This is a genomic window from Ulvibacter sp. 2210JD10-4 (assembly GCF_058148525.1).
This window is the reverse complement of the sequence record NZ_JBYVJZ010000001.1, coordinates 546,775-562,384: the sequence shown is the minus strand read 5'-3', so window position 1 is coordinate 562,384 and position 15,610 is coordinate 546,775. Positions and strand designations below refer to the sequence as shown.

The window sequence follows — 15,610 nt, the reverse complement described above, 5'->3', positions numbered from 1 at the left end:
TTTGATTAATACCCTTGAAGAGGCCGCTATTTTTTAGCGGTCTTTTTTTATCTTATTTAGGAATAACTTTGACGATACCTTGTCCTTCAACTGCTATGTAAATGTAGCCGTCAGGACCCATTTTTACATTGCGGACACGGCCTACATCTTCAGCAATTTTTTCACGATCAATAACTTTTTCACCATTTAGTTTTACAAGTTCTACATAGTTAAACTTCAGGGAACCTACAAGTAGATGCCCTTTCCAATCCGGGTATTTGTCACCGGTGACAAAAGCCATTCCACATGGAGCTATAGATGGTGTCCAATAATAAACGGGATGTTCCATCCCCGGTCGAGATGTTTCTTCGGTAAATTTTGTACCACTATAGTTAACACCGTAAGAGACAACCGGCCAACCATAATTAGCTCCTTTCTTAACAATATTGATTTCATCCCCGCCTTTTGGGCCATGCTCATGAATCCATATTTTTCCTGTTTCAGGATGTTTTACCATTCCTTGTGGATTTCTGTTTCCATAGGTAAAGATCGCTTGTTTTGCTTTTGGATCGTTCACAAAGGGATTATCTTCTGGAATACTCCCATCATCGTTTAATCTATATATCTTACCTCCGTCACGGGTAATATCTTGTGGATTTACGTCGCGATCACCTCTATCTCCAATAGAGAAATATACATACCCGTTGTTGTCAAATTCAATTCGGGAACCAAAATGCTGCCCCCGGCTGGTATTGGGATTAGCTTTGTAAAGCTTTTCAATATTTGTCAATGTATTTCCTTTCAGTTTGCATCTAATTAGGGTAGTGTTTCCACCACTTCCTTCTCCTTCTGAAGATGAATAGGTAATATAGATCCATCCATTTTCCATATAATCTGGGTGCAATTCAATATCCAATAATCCGCCCTGTCCACGTTGATAGATCTTGGGTAGATTTTGGATCTTGATCTTGTTTCCATTCTTAAAATGAATTAGTTCTCCTTTTTTTTCGGTGATAAGCATACTTCCATCGGGTAGCCATGTCATACCCCACGGATTGGAAAGGTCATCGACTACCATTTTAATAGTATAAGGCCTTACTTCAGTTTTTATAGCTATATCATCTTTTTTCTTTTGCGCACAACCAATAATGGTTGAAAAAATACAAAGCAGGGCTAAGAGGTTTTTCATAACAATAACATTTTCAGAAAAAGGTACAAAATTGAACAGAAATAAAGGGAGACTTATAAATAATTGACGTTGCGAACTGTCAAAATTTAACAGATTGTTCTATATTTAGTGACGACTTTGTTAAAATTGCTCCGTGAATTTTTGGGAAATAATTTTTTTGTTTTTTGCTTTTCAGGCATTCATACTCGCCTTTTTCTTCTTTTTAAAAAAGAAAGGAGACAAGACCGCCAATGCAATTTTGGGAGTCTATCTTTTGTTGTTTTCCTTTAATATTGGATATAATGTTTTGTATTGGTCCAAACTGTTGTTCACCTTAAAGTATGTGAATTTATTTGGATTACTGTTATTGTTATGGTTATCATATCCTCCGCTTATTTACCTATATACAAGAAGGGTAGTGGGACGTAAGAAGTTTGGGTTAAAAGATCTGGTTCATTTAATACCAATAGGCATTGCAATTGGCCTGTTTACCCCGTTTTTTATTTTAAGCCCTTCGGAAAAACTCAAAATACTAGGAAATGGTGCTTTAAGCGAATATGTTCTATATATTAATTATCATTTTATTGGAGTTATATTAATTTTGTTTTTTTATACCATACTTACTTATGTTACTTTTACTAATGGGCGGTTAGGTCACAATAAAGCGAAATGGTTAAAATGGTTACTCGGGGCTTTTTCCTGTTATGTAATCGCCATGACTTCTTACTTTGTACTTTCTCGGTTAGGACTCATTTCGACAGGTCATGATTACTTCATTACGTACACCTTGATTTTCTTTATTGGGATGGTATCTTATTTTGGATTTGTGCAACCGGATGTGTTTGATGGCTTACCTATGGAAGATGTGTTGAAATTTCGAAAATACCGCAATACGGGTCTCACTCCGGATCATTCTCTTGAATTAAAAACCAGACTAGTTCATGTTATGAATTCCGAGAAACCATATTTAAATAGCGAACTAAGACTGGATGACTTAGCAGAGAAATTAAATCTATCAAGACATCATACTTCCCAAATAATTAACGAGCATTTTGATACTAATTTTTTCGACTTCATAAATACTTATAGAATAGAAGAATCAAAAAATCTATTGAATAACGATAAAGAATTAAATATTACAGATGTGATATATTCCAGTGGTTTTAACAATAGGGTTTCTTTTTACAAAACCTTCAAAAAGCACACAGGAGTCACTCCTACCGAATATAAATCTAAGGGAGATCCGGTTGAGTAAAGTTTCGTCTTCCGATGATAACTTACCAATTTGTATGTAAACCTCTATAAGGAATAACAAGGTGTAGTATTTATTAAATTTTCTTAGCATGATAAACTTTAAAACTATCAATAGCTATGAAAAAACTACTATTTATTATTCTATTTGTTCTTAGTGCTTCTCTATATGCTCAGGTGACGGTTAGTACCATTACCTCTGATTTCAAAGGTAGTGGAGGATTATCATTGGACGATAACGGAAATCTTTACATTGGAGATTTTGGAGATTTTCTGGGAATTGCAGACCCCGATGGCCTTCCAAACCATGTAATGAAATTAGATACAGGTTTAGTTTTGACACAGTTTTCAACGGGTTTTATTGGTGCCTCCGGAAATGATTTTGACAGTAATGGTATTTTGTTTCAATCTGATATTAGAGACAATGCGATTTTTAAGATTGTTGGTGGTGTACGAACTTTTGTCACCGACACCGGAATAGTATCGCCTGTGGGAATTGTTTTTGATAGTAGCGATAACTTCTATGTTTGTAATTGTGGAGATGGTACTATTAGAAAAGTCACACCCGGGGGTGTTTCGACACTATTTGCTTCCGGTAACATGTTTGCCTGTCCAAACGGAATAACCGTAGATGAAAATGACAATTTATATGTGTCCAATTTTTCAAATACCAATATAGTTAAAATTGATCCTGCAGGAAATCCATCGGTTATCGGGAATACGAATTCGGGGAATGGCCATATTGATTACGACCCCAATACCAGGAACTTATATATTGCCAGTTATGCGGGTCAGCAGATTTATTATTTAAATTTAAATGATCTGGAGATGAAGGTTTTAGCAGGGACCGGGATTCGTGGGAACGATGATGGTGATGCCACATCAGCCACATTTTCTACACCCAATGGAATTGCTGTTACAGATGACGGGAATGCTCTTTATGTAAATTGTGCAGTTCCATTGAGCGGTACCCTCATCAATCCTCAGATTATTCGATTGATAAGCGGATTGAATAACTTATTCTCGGTAGATGAAAATAACCAGAACCTATATAATGTGAAAACCTATCCGAACCCGGTGGAGGAAAAATTTTGGATAGAGGCTGACCTTAGTGACAGTTATTCAGATTTAGATATCATTATTCGGGATGTGAATGGTAAAATTGTTGTGGAAATCTCTGGTATAAGTACTTCGAACTTGCATCTGAAGACGGATATAGATGTTTCAACTTTTACAAGCGGAAACTATTTTTATTCGTTATATAATGAAAATAAAAAGTTATTCGGTGGAAGAATTATCAAGAAGTAGTTTGGTTTTTGTTGGACTTGGCACCCTATTTTTTTAATAGGGTGTTTTTTTGTTTAAATAATACGATTGTGACTTGTTGAAACGGCTAATTTGTTTACTTTTGCCGTCTGTTATTGATAGCCATTTCGGGGTGTAGCGTAGCCCGGTTATCGTGTCCCGCCATGGCGGGAAGGTCGCTGACAAAATATGCTAAATGGATGTACGTATATATTTTATATAGTAGTTCTTTAAAAAAGCATTATGTAGGACATACCCAAAGTATAGAAGATAGGTTAGTTCGACATAATTCAGGAAGAGAAAAATTTACAAAAAAGGGAAGTCCATGGAGTTTGATATGGTCTTTTAATACTAAAGATCGATCTGACGCAATGAAGTTAGAGAGAAAGATTAAAAAAGAGGAGCCTCTCGGTTTTTAAATGAATACGGGGTGTAGCGTAGTCCGGTTATCGCGTCCCGCCATGGCGGGAAGGTCGCAGACAAAATATAGCTGAACGGAATGTATGTATATATTTTGTATAGTAGTTCTTTAAAAAAGTATTATGTAGGACATACCCAGAGTATAGAAGATAGGTTAGTTAGACATAATTCAGGAAGAGAAAAATTTACAAAAAAGGGAAGTCCATGGAGTTTGATATGGTCTTTTAATACTAAAGATCGATCTGAGGCAATGAAGTTAGAGAGAAAGATTAAAAAAAGAGGAGCCTCTCGGTTTTTAAATGAATACGGGGTGTAGCGTAGCCCGGTTATCGCGCCTGCTTTGGGAGCAGGAGGTCGCAGGTTCGAATCCTGCCACCCCGACTAAAATGAATACCATAGAAAACTAAACCCTTGTAAATCATACGATTTACAAGGGTTTGTGGTTTTATTGATGTTCTAGAAGGTATTTGTTTTATTTGGCAGTATAAATAAATCAGATTTTCTATCAAGACAAACTAAAATGCATCCATTTACTTCAAAAAAGATCGTAAAAAAGCACAAACAGTCTATCGTAGTCGTTATTTAATTTTTTACAATTAATATTTAACATAAAATTAAGTAACAATAGAATGCCTGATTTGTCTTACACTTCAGTTTTTAAGAAATTGACAATATGAGTAACTCATATAAGGAGTTTAAGATTTATAATGGTTTAGATTCTTTTATAGACTGTGTTTGGAAAGATAGCCACAGCTCGTTTGTAAATGAGGGTAAAAGTGACTTTTTAGTTGTTCCAGATAATACTGTTGAATTAGTTTTTACATCAAATTTAATTGAAAGAAAAGCTAAACAAAATAATAAAGCTATTTGTACTGTCAAATCACATTTATGTGGGCTTAAAACTAAACCTCAACTAGTTGGATTAAATGGAGATGTCTTACTATCTGTTAGGTTTAAGCCGTACAGTCTGTATCCGTTTACTAATATTGATCTTAATGAAACGATTGATGAATCTTTAATACCCGAGGATATTTTTGGAAAAGAAATTTTATATCTAGAAGAATCCCTTTTTAACTGCAAAGAAGTAAACTTACAAATAAAACTTATTGAAAGTTTTTTTAACGATAAATTGGTTCAGTTAAATAAAGACAAAGATAAAGTGTTTGATTTTTTTATTGCAAAAATAATAGCTCATAAAGGAAACATCAATATTGAACAATTGTCTGAGTCTATAAATATTTCAAAAAAAACAATAGAGAGAAAGTTTTTAAGTAAACTAGGCTTAACACCAAAGAAATATTGTAGAATAGTGAGAATCTTTCACGCTCTAAAAATTCCTAAAAATCCTATAGCTTTTAAACTGTCTTCTGTTGCTATAGATAACGGCTTTTATGATCAAGCACATTTTATAAAAGAAGTTAAACAGTTTACAGGAATGATACCTAAAGATTATTTTGGTCTGGATAGGACCATACAAACAAATATTTTTTTGTCTTAACATACTTTAACGGTTACTGTCTCTTTTTTACTATTCTTTTATTTATGGACAATTTACTTTTAGAGTTTAATAAAGATTCTAAAAGTATTCTTTAATAACAATACACAATTCAAATTTATTGGAATCTGATGCTTGGGTATCATCAGATGAGTCGTTTATGATTTTTGCAAGAAAAGATGATCCAAATGGTTTTGGTGTTACAGACCTTTATATCAATTTTTTACTTCTACACGGAATTCACCTAATCCACAGGAGTTTGATGGTGGATTGGATCTATATGTAACTAAATTCAATTTAGAAGAATTTAAAAACTAATATAATATGAAATTGAGGCTACAGCTTTTTTTAATAATTATAATGAATATTATCCTATCATCTTGCCATAATGAAGTGAAGGATAGTATGAGTACTAAATATTCTATGAGTATTATATTTAGGGAAACACCTTATTCAGACATAAAGGGAGCTAGTTATGTTTCCAAAGAAGAAACTAATAATCTAAAACATTTCGAGTTCAATTATGATGAATTAGGGCAATTAATTGAATTTAGATATGTGCTTAATAATGAGTTAATAGCATTTAATGATCGTTTTGTAAGGGCTCCAAGAATTAAGATTGATTATAAAGACAGTCTCGAAGTTCGCACATTTTTTAACGAATTTGGAAATCGAACGTTGGTTTCAGGAGATGTTTATGAAACTAGAATTGTCCATAATGATAAAGGTGAAAGAACAACTTTAACTTTTTATGGATTAAATGGAGAACCAATAGAAAATGATTTTGGAATAGCAACGTATAACTGGTCGAAAGAACCAAATGGAATTGTTATAGAATCAAGGTATAATCTAAAAGGTGAATTGGTGAGAAATCGTCCAGAATTTCAATACATGATTACAAAGTTTACTTTTGAGGAAAACAACATGCTCACAGAAATGACCAACCTTAGTTTGGATGGAAAACAACCTACTGCAGACGATTCAGGAGTTGTAAGTACTCGAATTAATTATGATACTGATGGCAGATTTATAGAATGGGCAAACTTTGATATAGATGGCAACCCTATAAAAGGAATGACAAACCTCGCTAAAATTATATACAAGCCTTCACAGTATTTTTTGGAAGAAGAAGCCATTTTTATTGATGAAAACAACAAGCCTCAAAACTCAAATTGGGGAGTACATAAAATTATATACAAATTCGATTCGTATGGAAATGAGATAGAAAGGGTTTTAAGAGATATCCTAAACCAACCAACAAATTCGCGAAGTGGTTTGGGGGTTTTAAAATCATCGTACACTTCTGATGGTAAATACTTAAAATCGAGCACCTATTTTGATAAAGAAGGAAAGCCTATTGGTTTTGGCGTAAATCAAGTTCATGAGTTACGAGTAGAATTTGATAACGAAAACCGACCCGTACGTTCGTCTTTTTACAATTTAAAAGGTAAAATAGCTAATAACTGGAACGGTTATGCCATAGAAGAAGTGTTTTTTGATGAGCAAGGAAGAATCATAGAACGAAAGTATTTAGACCAAAATGAAGAACTGGTTAATAATGAACAGATTGGTATAGCACGCTTTGAATACCAATATAAAAACAGAACAGAGCTGAAAAGTGTCATTTCCTTTGATGAAAAAGGAAACGAAATCAAACCACAATGGAACCCTAATCACTAAAATTTAAAAATAATGAGGTTATTTACGTACTATATATTACTTGCAACACTATTATTTTCTTGCACAAACGAAAAAGATAATAATACCATTGATAAATGGAAACAGGAAATAGTAGATACTGAAACCGCTTTTGCTAAAATGGCAAAAGAACAAGGTATGAACAAAGCCTTTTTAGCCTATGCTGATGATAGTGCCGTTTTAATGCGAGGGAATCAATTAATTAAGGGAAAAGAAAACATAGCTAAATTTATGAAACTACAAACCTCAAAAGGCTTAGCTTGGAAACCAGATTTTGTAGATGTCTCTAAATCTGGTGATTTAGGTTACACTTATGGGTATTACACATTTACCTATTTAGATTCCATAGGAAATACGGCTGATAGTAAAGGTATATTTCATTCTGTTTGGAAACGACAAGAAGATGGCTCTTGGAAGTTTGTTTGGGATTAACATAAAATACTCTTTGGAAAAATACCCAATCAAAAACTTCGACCTTTCAGTAATTCCAATCTTGTCTTTATTTATCCAAACGGGACTTTGTCTTGCTCAAATTGACAAAGTGGATTTTTTTAAAAATTTCCGAAGGAAAACAATCCGTTAAAATTATCATAAAGCTTTATAGATGTCTCATTTTTACAATTTTCAAAATAATGTATAGTGTAGTTTAGTCCTTTACTTAAGGATACTAACTTTTATGGATATAAAACGATACACACTATTGATTTTGACTTTATTGAGCTTATTTAAGTGCTTTGGCCAAGAAATACCAATAGATTGGCAGCACGAAAGCACCAATAGTCCTATAAAAGGCATTTCTACTCAAGAAGCTTATAATTTGCTAAAAGGAAAAACACCCCAAACAATAATTGTGGCAGTTATAGATAGTGGTATTGATATAAACCATGAAGATCTGAATGATATTATATGGATCAATGAAGATGAAATTCCTAATAACAATATTGATGATGATAATAATGGTTATATAGATGATATCAATGGTTGGAGTTTTTTGTGTAGTAAGGAAGGAAATAATGTAAATAGAGAAACACTTGAAGAAACTAGGATTTTTGCTAACCCTAATAAGTTTGATGGTGATAGAAATACGTTAACAAATGCGTTGAAAGCTTATTCTGAAGGAAGAGAAAGAGTCTTAAGAAGTTACTTTCGAAGCAAATTAGAATATCAAGGGGTATTAGAAATAGAAGGTGATTTAGATGGAAAAACAATTGATTTAAAAACAATTGAAAACTATTTTGTACGTGAAGGGTTGAAGAATTCAAAAGACCTTATAGTCAACTATTTTAAAGCAAATCAAAATGGAAATTTGACTGCGTTAAATGAATCCTTTAAACAACGCATAGAGTATTATAAATCTCAATTAGACTCTTATTATAACCCAGAGCTTGATGCCAGACAAATTATAAAGGATAACTACAATAATCAAAAAGAACAGTACTACGGTTGTAATGACGTACTGGGACCAGATCCATCTCATGGTACTCATGTAGCTGGAATAATTGCTGCGAAAAGGGATAATGGTAAAGGAATGAATGGAGTTGTTAATACCGTTAGAATTATGCCAATAAGAACTGTACCTAATGGAGATGAGAGAGATAAAGATGTTGCCAATGCAATACGCTATGCTGTAGATAATGGAGCAAAGGTTGTTAATATGAGTTTTGGCAAATCGTTTTCATGGAACAAAAAAGTGGTAGACGATGCCATAAAATATGCACAAAAGAAAGATGTATTATTAATACATTCAGCAGGGAATGATGCTAAAGAGGTAAATTCAACCAATAACTTTCCAAATAAAATAATTGAAAACCCAGGATTATTTTCTTCCAAGAAGGTAAAAAACATGATTGAAGTAGGAGCTGTTACTAATACATACAATGAACAATTTGTGGCATATTTTTCAAATTTCAGTAAGGAACACATAGATATTTTTGCTCCTGGATACCAAATATATTCTACAACACCAAACAACAACTATTCAAGGTACAATGGCACAAGCATGGCAACACCGTTAGTGTCTGGTGTTGCAGCTTTAATACGCAGCTATTTTCCGAAATTATCAGCAAACGAGGTAAAAAATATTATCCTTAATTCGGCTACAAGAATCAATTTGGATGTGTCAAGACCATCTGATGGGAAATCGGTTCCCTTTAGTTCATTAAGTAAAACTGGAGCGGTTTTAAATGCTGCGGAAGCAGTTCGGCTTGCATTTAAAAATTAATATAATCTATTATGAAAAAACAAATATTTTTTTCCTTTCTATTAGGATTATTGTCGCTGTCAATTTTCTCACAGGATAAAGCCCTTATTTATAATGATTTTTATTCATATGTAAACAGTAAGTGGATGCAAGACACAGAAATACCTGCTGCCTATGGCTCTTGGGGAAGCTTTCACGAAGTGTATTTTGAAAATCAAGACCGTATAAAAGGGATTTTTGAAAAACTCTCAAAAAATAAAAAGAGTTATACAAAGGGGACTACAGAGCAATTAGTAGCCGATCTGTATACAAGTTGCATGGATTCTCTTACTATTGAAGCAAAAAGTTTAAATCCATTGCAGTCTTATTTTGATGACATAAATAAAATAAGCACTATTGAAGATTACTTAAAGCTAACTGCGCAATTATATACTAAAGGTGTTCAGGCTCCAATAAGTATTTATGCTTCAGTAGATGCTAAAAATAGTACGGTTTATGCTTTAAGAATAAATCAATCTGGATTGAGTTTAGGAAATAGAGCCTATTATTTAGAAGACAAAAAGCAATATATAGAGTTTCGTGCTAAGTATATTGATTTTATTGAAGACTCGTTTAAGCTTTCAAAACTATATACTGGAAATGAAAGGGCAATAGCCGAAAAAATCTTTGAAATGGAAACGTTAATGGCTCGAATCCAAAGAACACCTGTTCAGGGTAGAGATTCAGAAAGGAGCTATAACAAAAAAAGCCTTGAAGAATTAAATAAACTAACATTTAACATTGATTGGGAGTCATACTTTGAAAATGTAGGCATAAAAAAATCAGTAAATTATACTTTAGTCTCTCAACCTGAATTTTTGGCTATGTTTGATAGGATGCTTAACGATTTTTCGATTGAAGATTGGAAAGCCTACATGCAATGGAAAGTTATAAGAGCATTCACGGGATTGCTTAGTAAAGATATGCGAGATAGAAGTTTTGACTTTTATGGAAAAACATTGCAAGGCACACAAGAACAGCTCCCACGGTGGCAAATAGCACAAAATTCAGTAAACAGTAATTTAGGGCAACCTTTAGGCAAGCTGTTTGTGAAAGAATATTTTCCAAAAAAAAATAAGGAAAAAATGATTGGGTTAATAAATAATCTCAAGAAAGCTTTGCACGAACGCATAAGACGATATGATTGGATGTCTGAAGAAACAAAAAAACAAGCCAGCTACAAGTTAGATAAAATGGGTGTGAAAATTGGTTATCCAGACAAGTGGCTGGACTATTCTACAGTAGATATTTTACCTAATGATTATTTTGGAAATGTTGTTCGATTAACTGAATTCGATTTTTTAAGAGAGATTAATAAAATAGGTAAAGAAATTGATCCTAACGATTGGAGTATGACTCCACCTACAGTTAATGCTTACTACTCTCCAACTAGAAATGAAATTGTCTTTCCTGCAGGAATACTAAATCCGCCTTTCTTTGATTATAATACAGATGACGCTACAAACTATGGCTCTATAGGAGTAGTAATAGGGCATGAGATCTCTCACGGCTTTGATGATAATGGAAGTCTTTACGATGCTGACGGAAATTTAAAATCATGGTGGACCAAAGAGGATAGGAAAAAGTTTGAAGCTAAAGCTAAAAAAATAGAAGAACAGTATAATGAATATAAAGTTTTGGATTCAATTCCAATAAATGGAAAACTAACATTAGGCGAAAATATTGGAGATTTAGGAGGATTAGCTATTGCTTTTGAGGCTATGAAAATGAACCAAGCAAAGAATGGTAGAAAAGTAATTAATGGACTTTCAGATGAACAACGCTTTTTTATAGCCTATGCAAAAATGTGGCGAATTAAATTTAGAGACGAGACACTGGAAAACCGAATAAAAACTGATACGCATTCACCAGGGTTTTATAGAGCAAATGGAGCACTATCCAATTTTGAAGAATTTATTAAGGCGTTTAATATTCCAAAAGGAAGTAATATGCGCAGAGAAGAAATAATAACAATCTGGTAAATTAAAAAATGAAGAAAAGCCTATTATTAGTATTTGTGAGTTTGTTAGGTGTAAATATAACCGCACAAAGTGATTTAGATAAATTAGATAAAAAAAGTATACTTGAAAATTTCAAGATGCAAGAAGAATGCTGGAATAATAATGATATAGAGTGTTATATGCAGGCTTATTCCAAAACAGAGCCTATTCAAACAGTGTCTAAAGGAGGTGTAACATTTGGTTATGATAAAATCCTTTCCAATTATAAAAAGTATTTTCCTAAAGGTAAAATGGGAACTCTTACTTTTGATAATTTCAATTTTAGAAAACTTTCAGGTAAATTATACTTTGTAACAGGAAGATTTAACTTAAAATTTTCAAATAGAGAGAGTATTAATAGTGGGTGGTTTTCAGTCATTATGAAGAAAGATGAAAATGGCTGGTACATTATAACTGATCATTCAAGTTAAAATCGATAAAAAAGATATAAATATTCAGTAAGTTTTTTTATTATCGTTGTTTAAAACCTTGTAAACTATATGATTTACAAGGTTTTGCATTTTTTGGTCATCATAAAACATGGTTTGATAAATCCCTTATGCTGATCTGCTTACCTCATTAAATGCTTTATACATTTAAATTCAATGACTTTGTTTAACTTCTTGAAAGACTACAACTACAACATTCAAAACATTTAGCTTTGATGTACAAATATTTACTTACAATTAACAGATTGAGGAAAAAAGACTATTTTAAATTTACAGTAATCTACCTATTTGGCTTAGGATTGTACACAACTAATTAAGTATTTAGTGATTTATGGAAACTTATGAATTTAATGGAGAATTTGATCTTGTAAAAATTTCAATGTTTTTGTTAATTCTCTTAGGCTTTTTTTATTTGTTTTTTTTTAGATGGCTAGCTTATAAAAATAAATATATTCTCGTTCTAATTTCGTTATCTATTTTTGTGATCTTAAATAGTTATTTACTAATATTCTCAAGTATTTCATTTCCTAATCTGATTCCTGCAACCGGCCTCGTTTTTGGACCTTTTCTATTTTTTTTTATAACCGGCACTATCAAAAGTAAGAGTCTTTTTTTGAGAGAACACTTTTATCATTTAGCTCCTGGTTTAGCAGTAATGGTCTTGATCTTATTAAATGTTTTTAATAATTTTTTTTTCTATTATTTAATATGTTTTGTATTGGCGCATTTTGGTATTTATTTATTTAAATCAATTAATGTTTTGGCTTCAAAAAAAATAATAGTTCTAAGGAATAGAAATACTAAAAACAATATATCAGAGAAATGGTTGAACAAATTTAGTTTTCTACTAGTTATATTGTTTGTCTTTATTACAGTATTAATTGAAATGTTTTTTACAACACCTAAAATGCAATTTAGGTTTTCATTTATTGCAATATTGTTAGGTTGTCTATTTCTAATGACACGAAGCCTTTTTTTAAAAATTTTAAAAGCATACTACATTTATAAAAAGCAAAGTGATATTCGTAAGATTGAAAAATATAGAGATTCAGTTTTAAGCAAAAGTGACAGCAGGCTTTTAGCAGATAAATTAAAAGACCTAATGTATGTCAAAAAACTTTATTTGGAGGAGTCCATTACTTTGAATTCTCTCTCGGTAGAATTAAAAACACATCCAAAAAGCTTGTCACAGATCATAAATGAAAACTTTGATAAAAACTTTTTCGAATTTATTAATACTTATAGGATTGAGGATGCCAAAAAAATGCTGGCAAATATAGAGTATAAGGACTATAAGATTTATGAGATTATGTATGAGGTCGGTTTTAATTCAAGGTCATCATTCAATACAGCTTTTAAAAAGAATACCGGAATTACTGCAAAACAATATCGTGAGCGAAATTTCCCAAAAGATTAAAATATTTTGTTCGACTTCAAGCAGAATAACATTTACAATTCATAAACTTGATATTATTGCTGAAAACATTCAGTGATGAAAAAAATAATATGTATTGTAATCTTTGCTCTGTTTCTTACAGGATGTCAATCTCAATCATCTGGATCTCAAGATAAAATTATAAAAAGAATAGATTCTCTTATTACTGTTAAGTCTTACTTTAAATCTAAACACATTTTTAATACTCATAAAGAACAGTTTAATGACTTTCAGTATTTAAGAATAAAAGCTACAGTAGATAATCTTTTTAATAAACTAAAAGATTCTAACGAAGCAATAGATATTCTTTTCAATAAATATGAAGACAGTTTGACCCAAACGGAGAAAAAAGATCTGCTAAATATAAAACTGTCTAATTCTGTAAAATTATTCGATTATAAGAATGCTAATGAAGTTACCAATATACTTATCACTAAGTACAAAGATGTTATTACCCATGATGAACTGCAAAGCACAAAAAATAATGGAATAATTTGGAAAGCGATAGCTAATTACCCAAAACAAATTATAGAATTTAAGGACGATTCCTTTATTAAATTAGTAAAAGACAAGGCTGGGCTAAAAAATCTTAATGTAAAATCCAACGATCAAGAGTACCCTTTTATTTTTGATACCGGGGCAAATATTTCCACAATTATTGAATCACAGGCCAAAAAAATGAGTTTGGATATTATAGAAGTGGAAGTTAGTGTAAATACAATAACAGGAGCGCGCGTTAAATCTAAAATTGGAGTAGCTGCAAACCTTACAATCGAAAACATGTTTTTTGAAAATGTAGTTTTTCTAATATTTCCAGACGAAGCATTATATATACCCCAAATTGACTATCAAATAAAAGGCATATTAGGTTATCCTGTAATTTCCGCTATGAGAGAAGTACACTTTTTAAAAGAGGATAGTATTTATGTTCCTAAGGAAAGTAAACTCGAAAAAGAAGTAAACCTAGCGATAGAATACCTAACACCTATAGTGAATTTGAAGGACAAATATGATAATGAGATGTACTTTACGTTTGATACCGGAGCAGATAATACAATGCTTTACAAATCATATTATGATTTAAAGAAGGATGAAATTTTAAGTACGTATCCCAAAACTAAAATAAGATTTGGTGGTGCCGGGGGAAATATAGAAGTTGAAGGGTATAGTGTTGTTTTCGAACCCATGATTAATGGCAATCGGGTTGTTCTAGATTCTGTAAGCCTCATACCAAAATTAATTAAGGATTCAGATCAATATTCTTTTGGAAATATTGGCCAGGATCTAATATCAAAATTTGATAAAATGATACTAAATTTTGATAAAATGTTTATTCATTTTGAAAATTAAAATATTGGAAATAAATAATAAACAAAAAAATAATAGTATGAAAAGAACAATTGCTTTTAGCGCATTACTTTTTTTAAGTATAAATTTTATAATAGCTCAAAATGCTGAAACCATAATGGCTAAATACACAGAACTCAGTGGAGGACAAAAAGAATGGGATGAAATAGAATCCTTTAAAATAACAGGTACTGCCAAATTGATATCTCAAGGCGGAATGGAACTTCCTTTTGAAAGAATTATGAAAAAAGATGGAAAACAGATTACCTCACTTCAAGTTAGTGGCATGAATTACGTCTCAATTGCCTTTGACGGCAATATAGCTTGGGGTTCAAATCAACAAATGGAACCTGAAGAAAAGGATCCGGATACATCTAAAAACACAAAATTACTAATGTATGATTTTCCATATCCTGGACATAATTGGAAAGAAAATGGGTTTAATGTAGATTATGTAGGTATAGAGAAGATCAATGAAATAGATACTTACAAAATAAAACTAACGAAACGCCCTCAATGGAATGAAGGTAAGGAGGTCGAAAACATCTTGTATCTCTATATAGATGTCGAAAAGTATTTACCTGTTTTTACTGAATCAGAAGTTATTTCTGGACCCGATAAAGGGAAAACGATGTCATCTTATATGACAAATTATAAAACTGTTGATGGTTATTCATATCCATTTACCGTAACAATGAAATACGGAAAAGACACATTTCAAATATTGGAAACGACAGCAGTTGAATGGAACCCTATTATAGACGATTCAGTTTTTACAATGCCTAAGAGTTGATTTTAATATAACCCATTAGAAAAAAGATATA

General features: G+C 31.9%; 14 protein-coding genes and 1 tRNA gene. 14 read left to right on the top strand and 1 reads right to left on the bottom strand.

All coding sequences use genetic code 11. The annotated features are described in order from the left end of the window. Positions 1-52: 52 nt before the first annotated feature. Entirely contained in the window at positions 53-1,168 is a 1,116-nt protein-coding gene (locus tag ACY2RT_RS02825) for a PQQ-dependent sugar dehydrogenase (protein WP_490154353.1), read from the bottom strand. Between the two features lie 133 nt (positions 1,169-1,301). Between ACY2RT_RS02825 and ACY2RT_RS02820 the strand changes: the two genes are divergently transcribed. From ACY2RT_RS02820 to ACY2RT_RS02755, 14 genes are all read left to right on the top strand, one after another. Next, positions 1,302-2,402, top strand: a complete 1,101-nt coding sequence (locus ACY2RT_RS02820; protein WP_490154352.1) for a helix-turn-helix domain-containing protein — start codon at positions 1,302-1,304, stop codon at positions 2,400-2,402. 116 nt (positions 2,403-2,518) lie between these two features. Beyond that, positions 2,519-3,706: a T9SS type A sorting domain-containing protein gene (locus tag ACY2RT_RS02815; protein WP_490154351.1), complete on the top strand. Its 1,188-nt coding sequence runs from the start codon at positions 2,519-2,521 to the stop codon at positions 3,704-3,706. 161 nt (positions 3,707-3,867) lie between these two features. After that, positions 3,868-4,122 (top strand): GIY-YIG nuclease family protein, encoded by a 255-nt coding sequence (locus tag ACY2RT_RS02810; RefSeq protein WP_490154350.1) that lies wholly within the window; start codon positions 3,868-3,870, stop codon positions 4,120-4,122. 80 nt (positions 4,123-4,202) lie between these two features. After that, positions 4,203-4,439, top strand: a complete 237-nt coding sequence (locus tag ACY2RT_RS02805) for a GIY-YIG nuclease family protein (RefSeq protein WP_490154349.1) — start codon at positions 4,203-4,205, stop codon at positions 4,437-4,439. Beyond that, positions 4,430-4,504 (top strand) — tRNA-Pro (locus ACY2RT_RS02800). Before ACY2RT_RS02805 ends, ACY2RT_RS02800 begins: the two co-directional genes overlap by 10 nt. Positions 4,505-4,796: 292 nt before the next feature. After that, on the top strand, positions 4,797-5,621 hold the full coding sequence (locus tag ACY2RT_RS02795; protein WP_490154348.1) for a helix-turn-helix domain-containing protein: 825 nt from the start codon (positions 4,797-4,799) through the stop codon (positions 5,619-5,621). Between the two features lie 321 nt (positions 5,622-5,942). Beyond that, on the top strand, positions 5,943-7,298 hold the full coding sequence (locus ACY2RT_RS02790) for a hypothetical protein (RefSeq protein WP_490154347.1): 1,356 nt from the start codon (positions 5,943-5,945) through the stop codon (positions 7,296-7,298). A gap of 12 nt (positions 7,299-7,310) precedes the next feature. Next, entirely contained in the window at positions 7,311-7,748 is a 438-nt protein-coding gene (locus ACY2RT_RS02785; protein ID WP_490154346.1) for a YybH family protein, read from the top strand. A gap of 283 nt (positions 7,749-8,031) precedes the next feature. Continuing rightward, a complete protein-coding gene (locus ACY2RT_RS02780; RefSeq protein WP_490154345.1) occupies positions 8,032-9,537 on the top strand; it encodes a S8 family serine peptidase in 1,506 nt (501 codons plus the stop codon). Positions 9,538-9,548: 11 nt separating this feature from the next. After that, a complete protein-coding gene (locus ACY2RT_RS02775) occupies positions 9,549-11,537 on the top strand; it encodes a M13 family metallopeptidase (RefSeq protein WP_490154344.1) in 1,989 nt (662 codons plus the stop codon). A gap of 8 nt (positions 11,538-11,545) precedes the next feature. Continuing rightward, on the top strand, positions 11,546-11,986 hold the full coding sequence (locus ACY2RT_RS02770; RefSeq protein ID WP_490154343.1) for a YybH family protein: 441 nt from the start codon (positions 11,546-11,548) through the stop codon (positions 11,984-11,986). Between the two features lie 976 nt (positions 11,987-12,962). Then, on the top strand, positions 12,963-13,421 hold the full coding sequence (locus ACY2RT_RS02765; protein WP_490154342.1) for a helix-turn-helix domain-containing protein: 459 nt from the start codon (positions 12,963-12,965) through the stop codon (positions 13,419-13,421). A gap of 75 nt (positions 13,422-13,496) precedes the next feature. Beyond that, complete coding sequence (locus ACY2RT_RS02760) at positions 13,497-14,789, top strand: retropepsin-like aspartic protease (protein WP_490154341.1); 1,293 nt, start codon at positions 13,497-13,499, stop codon at positions 14,787-14,789. A 37-nt stretch (positions 14,790-14,826) separates the two neighbouring features. Further along, on the top strand, positions 14,827-15,579 hold the full coding sequence (locus tag ACY2RT_RS02755) for a hypothetical protein (protein WP_490154340.1): 753 nt from the start codon (positions 14,827-14,829) through the stop codon (positions 15,577-15,579). Positions 15,580-15,610: the final 31 nt, after the last annotated feature.

Excerpts from the sequence above, each read along its gene's own strand:
- ACY2RT_RS02825 (WP_490154353.1), bottom strand. The coding sequence starts at position 1,168 with ATGAAAAACCTCTTAGCCCTGCTTTGTATTTTTTCAACCATTATTGGT.
- ACY2RT_RS02815 (WP_490154351.1), top strand. The coding sequence starts at position 2,519 with ATGAAAAAACTACTATTTATTATTCTATTTGTTCTTAGTGCTTCTCTA.
- ACY2RT_RS02810 (WP_490154350.1), top strand. The coding sequence starts at position 3,868 with ATGGCGGGAAGGTCGCTGACAAAATATGCTAAATGGATGTACGTATAT.
- ACY2RT_RS02805 (WP_490154349.1), top strand. The coding sequence starts at position 4,203 with ATGTATGTATATATTTTGTATAGTAGTTCTTTAAAAAAGTATTATGTA.
- ACY2RT_RS02795 (WP_490154348.1), top strand. The coding sequence starts at position 4,797 with ATGAGTAACTCATATAAGGAGTTTAAGATTTATAATGGTTTAGATTCT.
- ACY2RT_RS02790 (WP_490154347.1), top strand. The coding sequence starts at position 5,943 with ATGAAATTGAGGCTACAGCTTTTTTTAATAATTATAATGAATATTATC.
- ACY2RT_RS02785 (WP_490154346.1), top strand. The coding sequence starts at position 7,311 with ATGAGGTTATTTACGTACTATATATTACTTGCAACACTATTATTTTCT.
- ACY2RT_RS02775 (WP_490154344.1), top strand. The coding sequence starts at position 9,549 with ATGAAAAAACAAATATTTTTTTCCTTTCTATTAGGATTATTGTCGCTG.
- ACY2RT_RS02770 (WP_490154343.1), top strand. The coding sequence starts at position 11,546 with ATGAAGAAAAGCCTATTATTAGTATTTGTGAGTTTGTTAGGTGTAAAT.
- ACY2RT_RS02765 (WP_490154342.1), top strand. The coding sequence starts at position 12,963 with ATGACACGAAGCCTTTTTTTAAAAATTTTAAAAGCATACTACATTTAT.
- ACY2RT_RS02760 (WP_490154341.1), top strand. The coding sequence starts at position 13,497 with ATGAAAAAAATAATATGTATTGTAATCTTTGCTCTGTTTCTTACAGGA.
- ACY2RT_RS02755 (WP_490154340.1), top strand. The coding sequence starts at position 14,827 with ATGAAAAGAACAATTGCTTTTAGCGCATTACTTTTTTTAAGTATAAAT.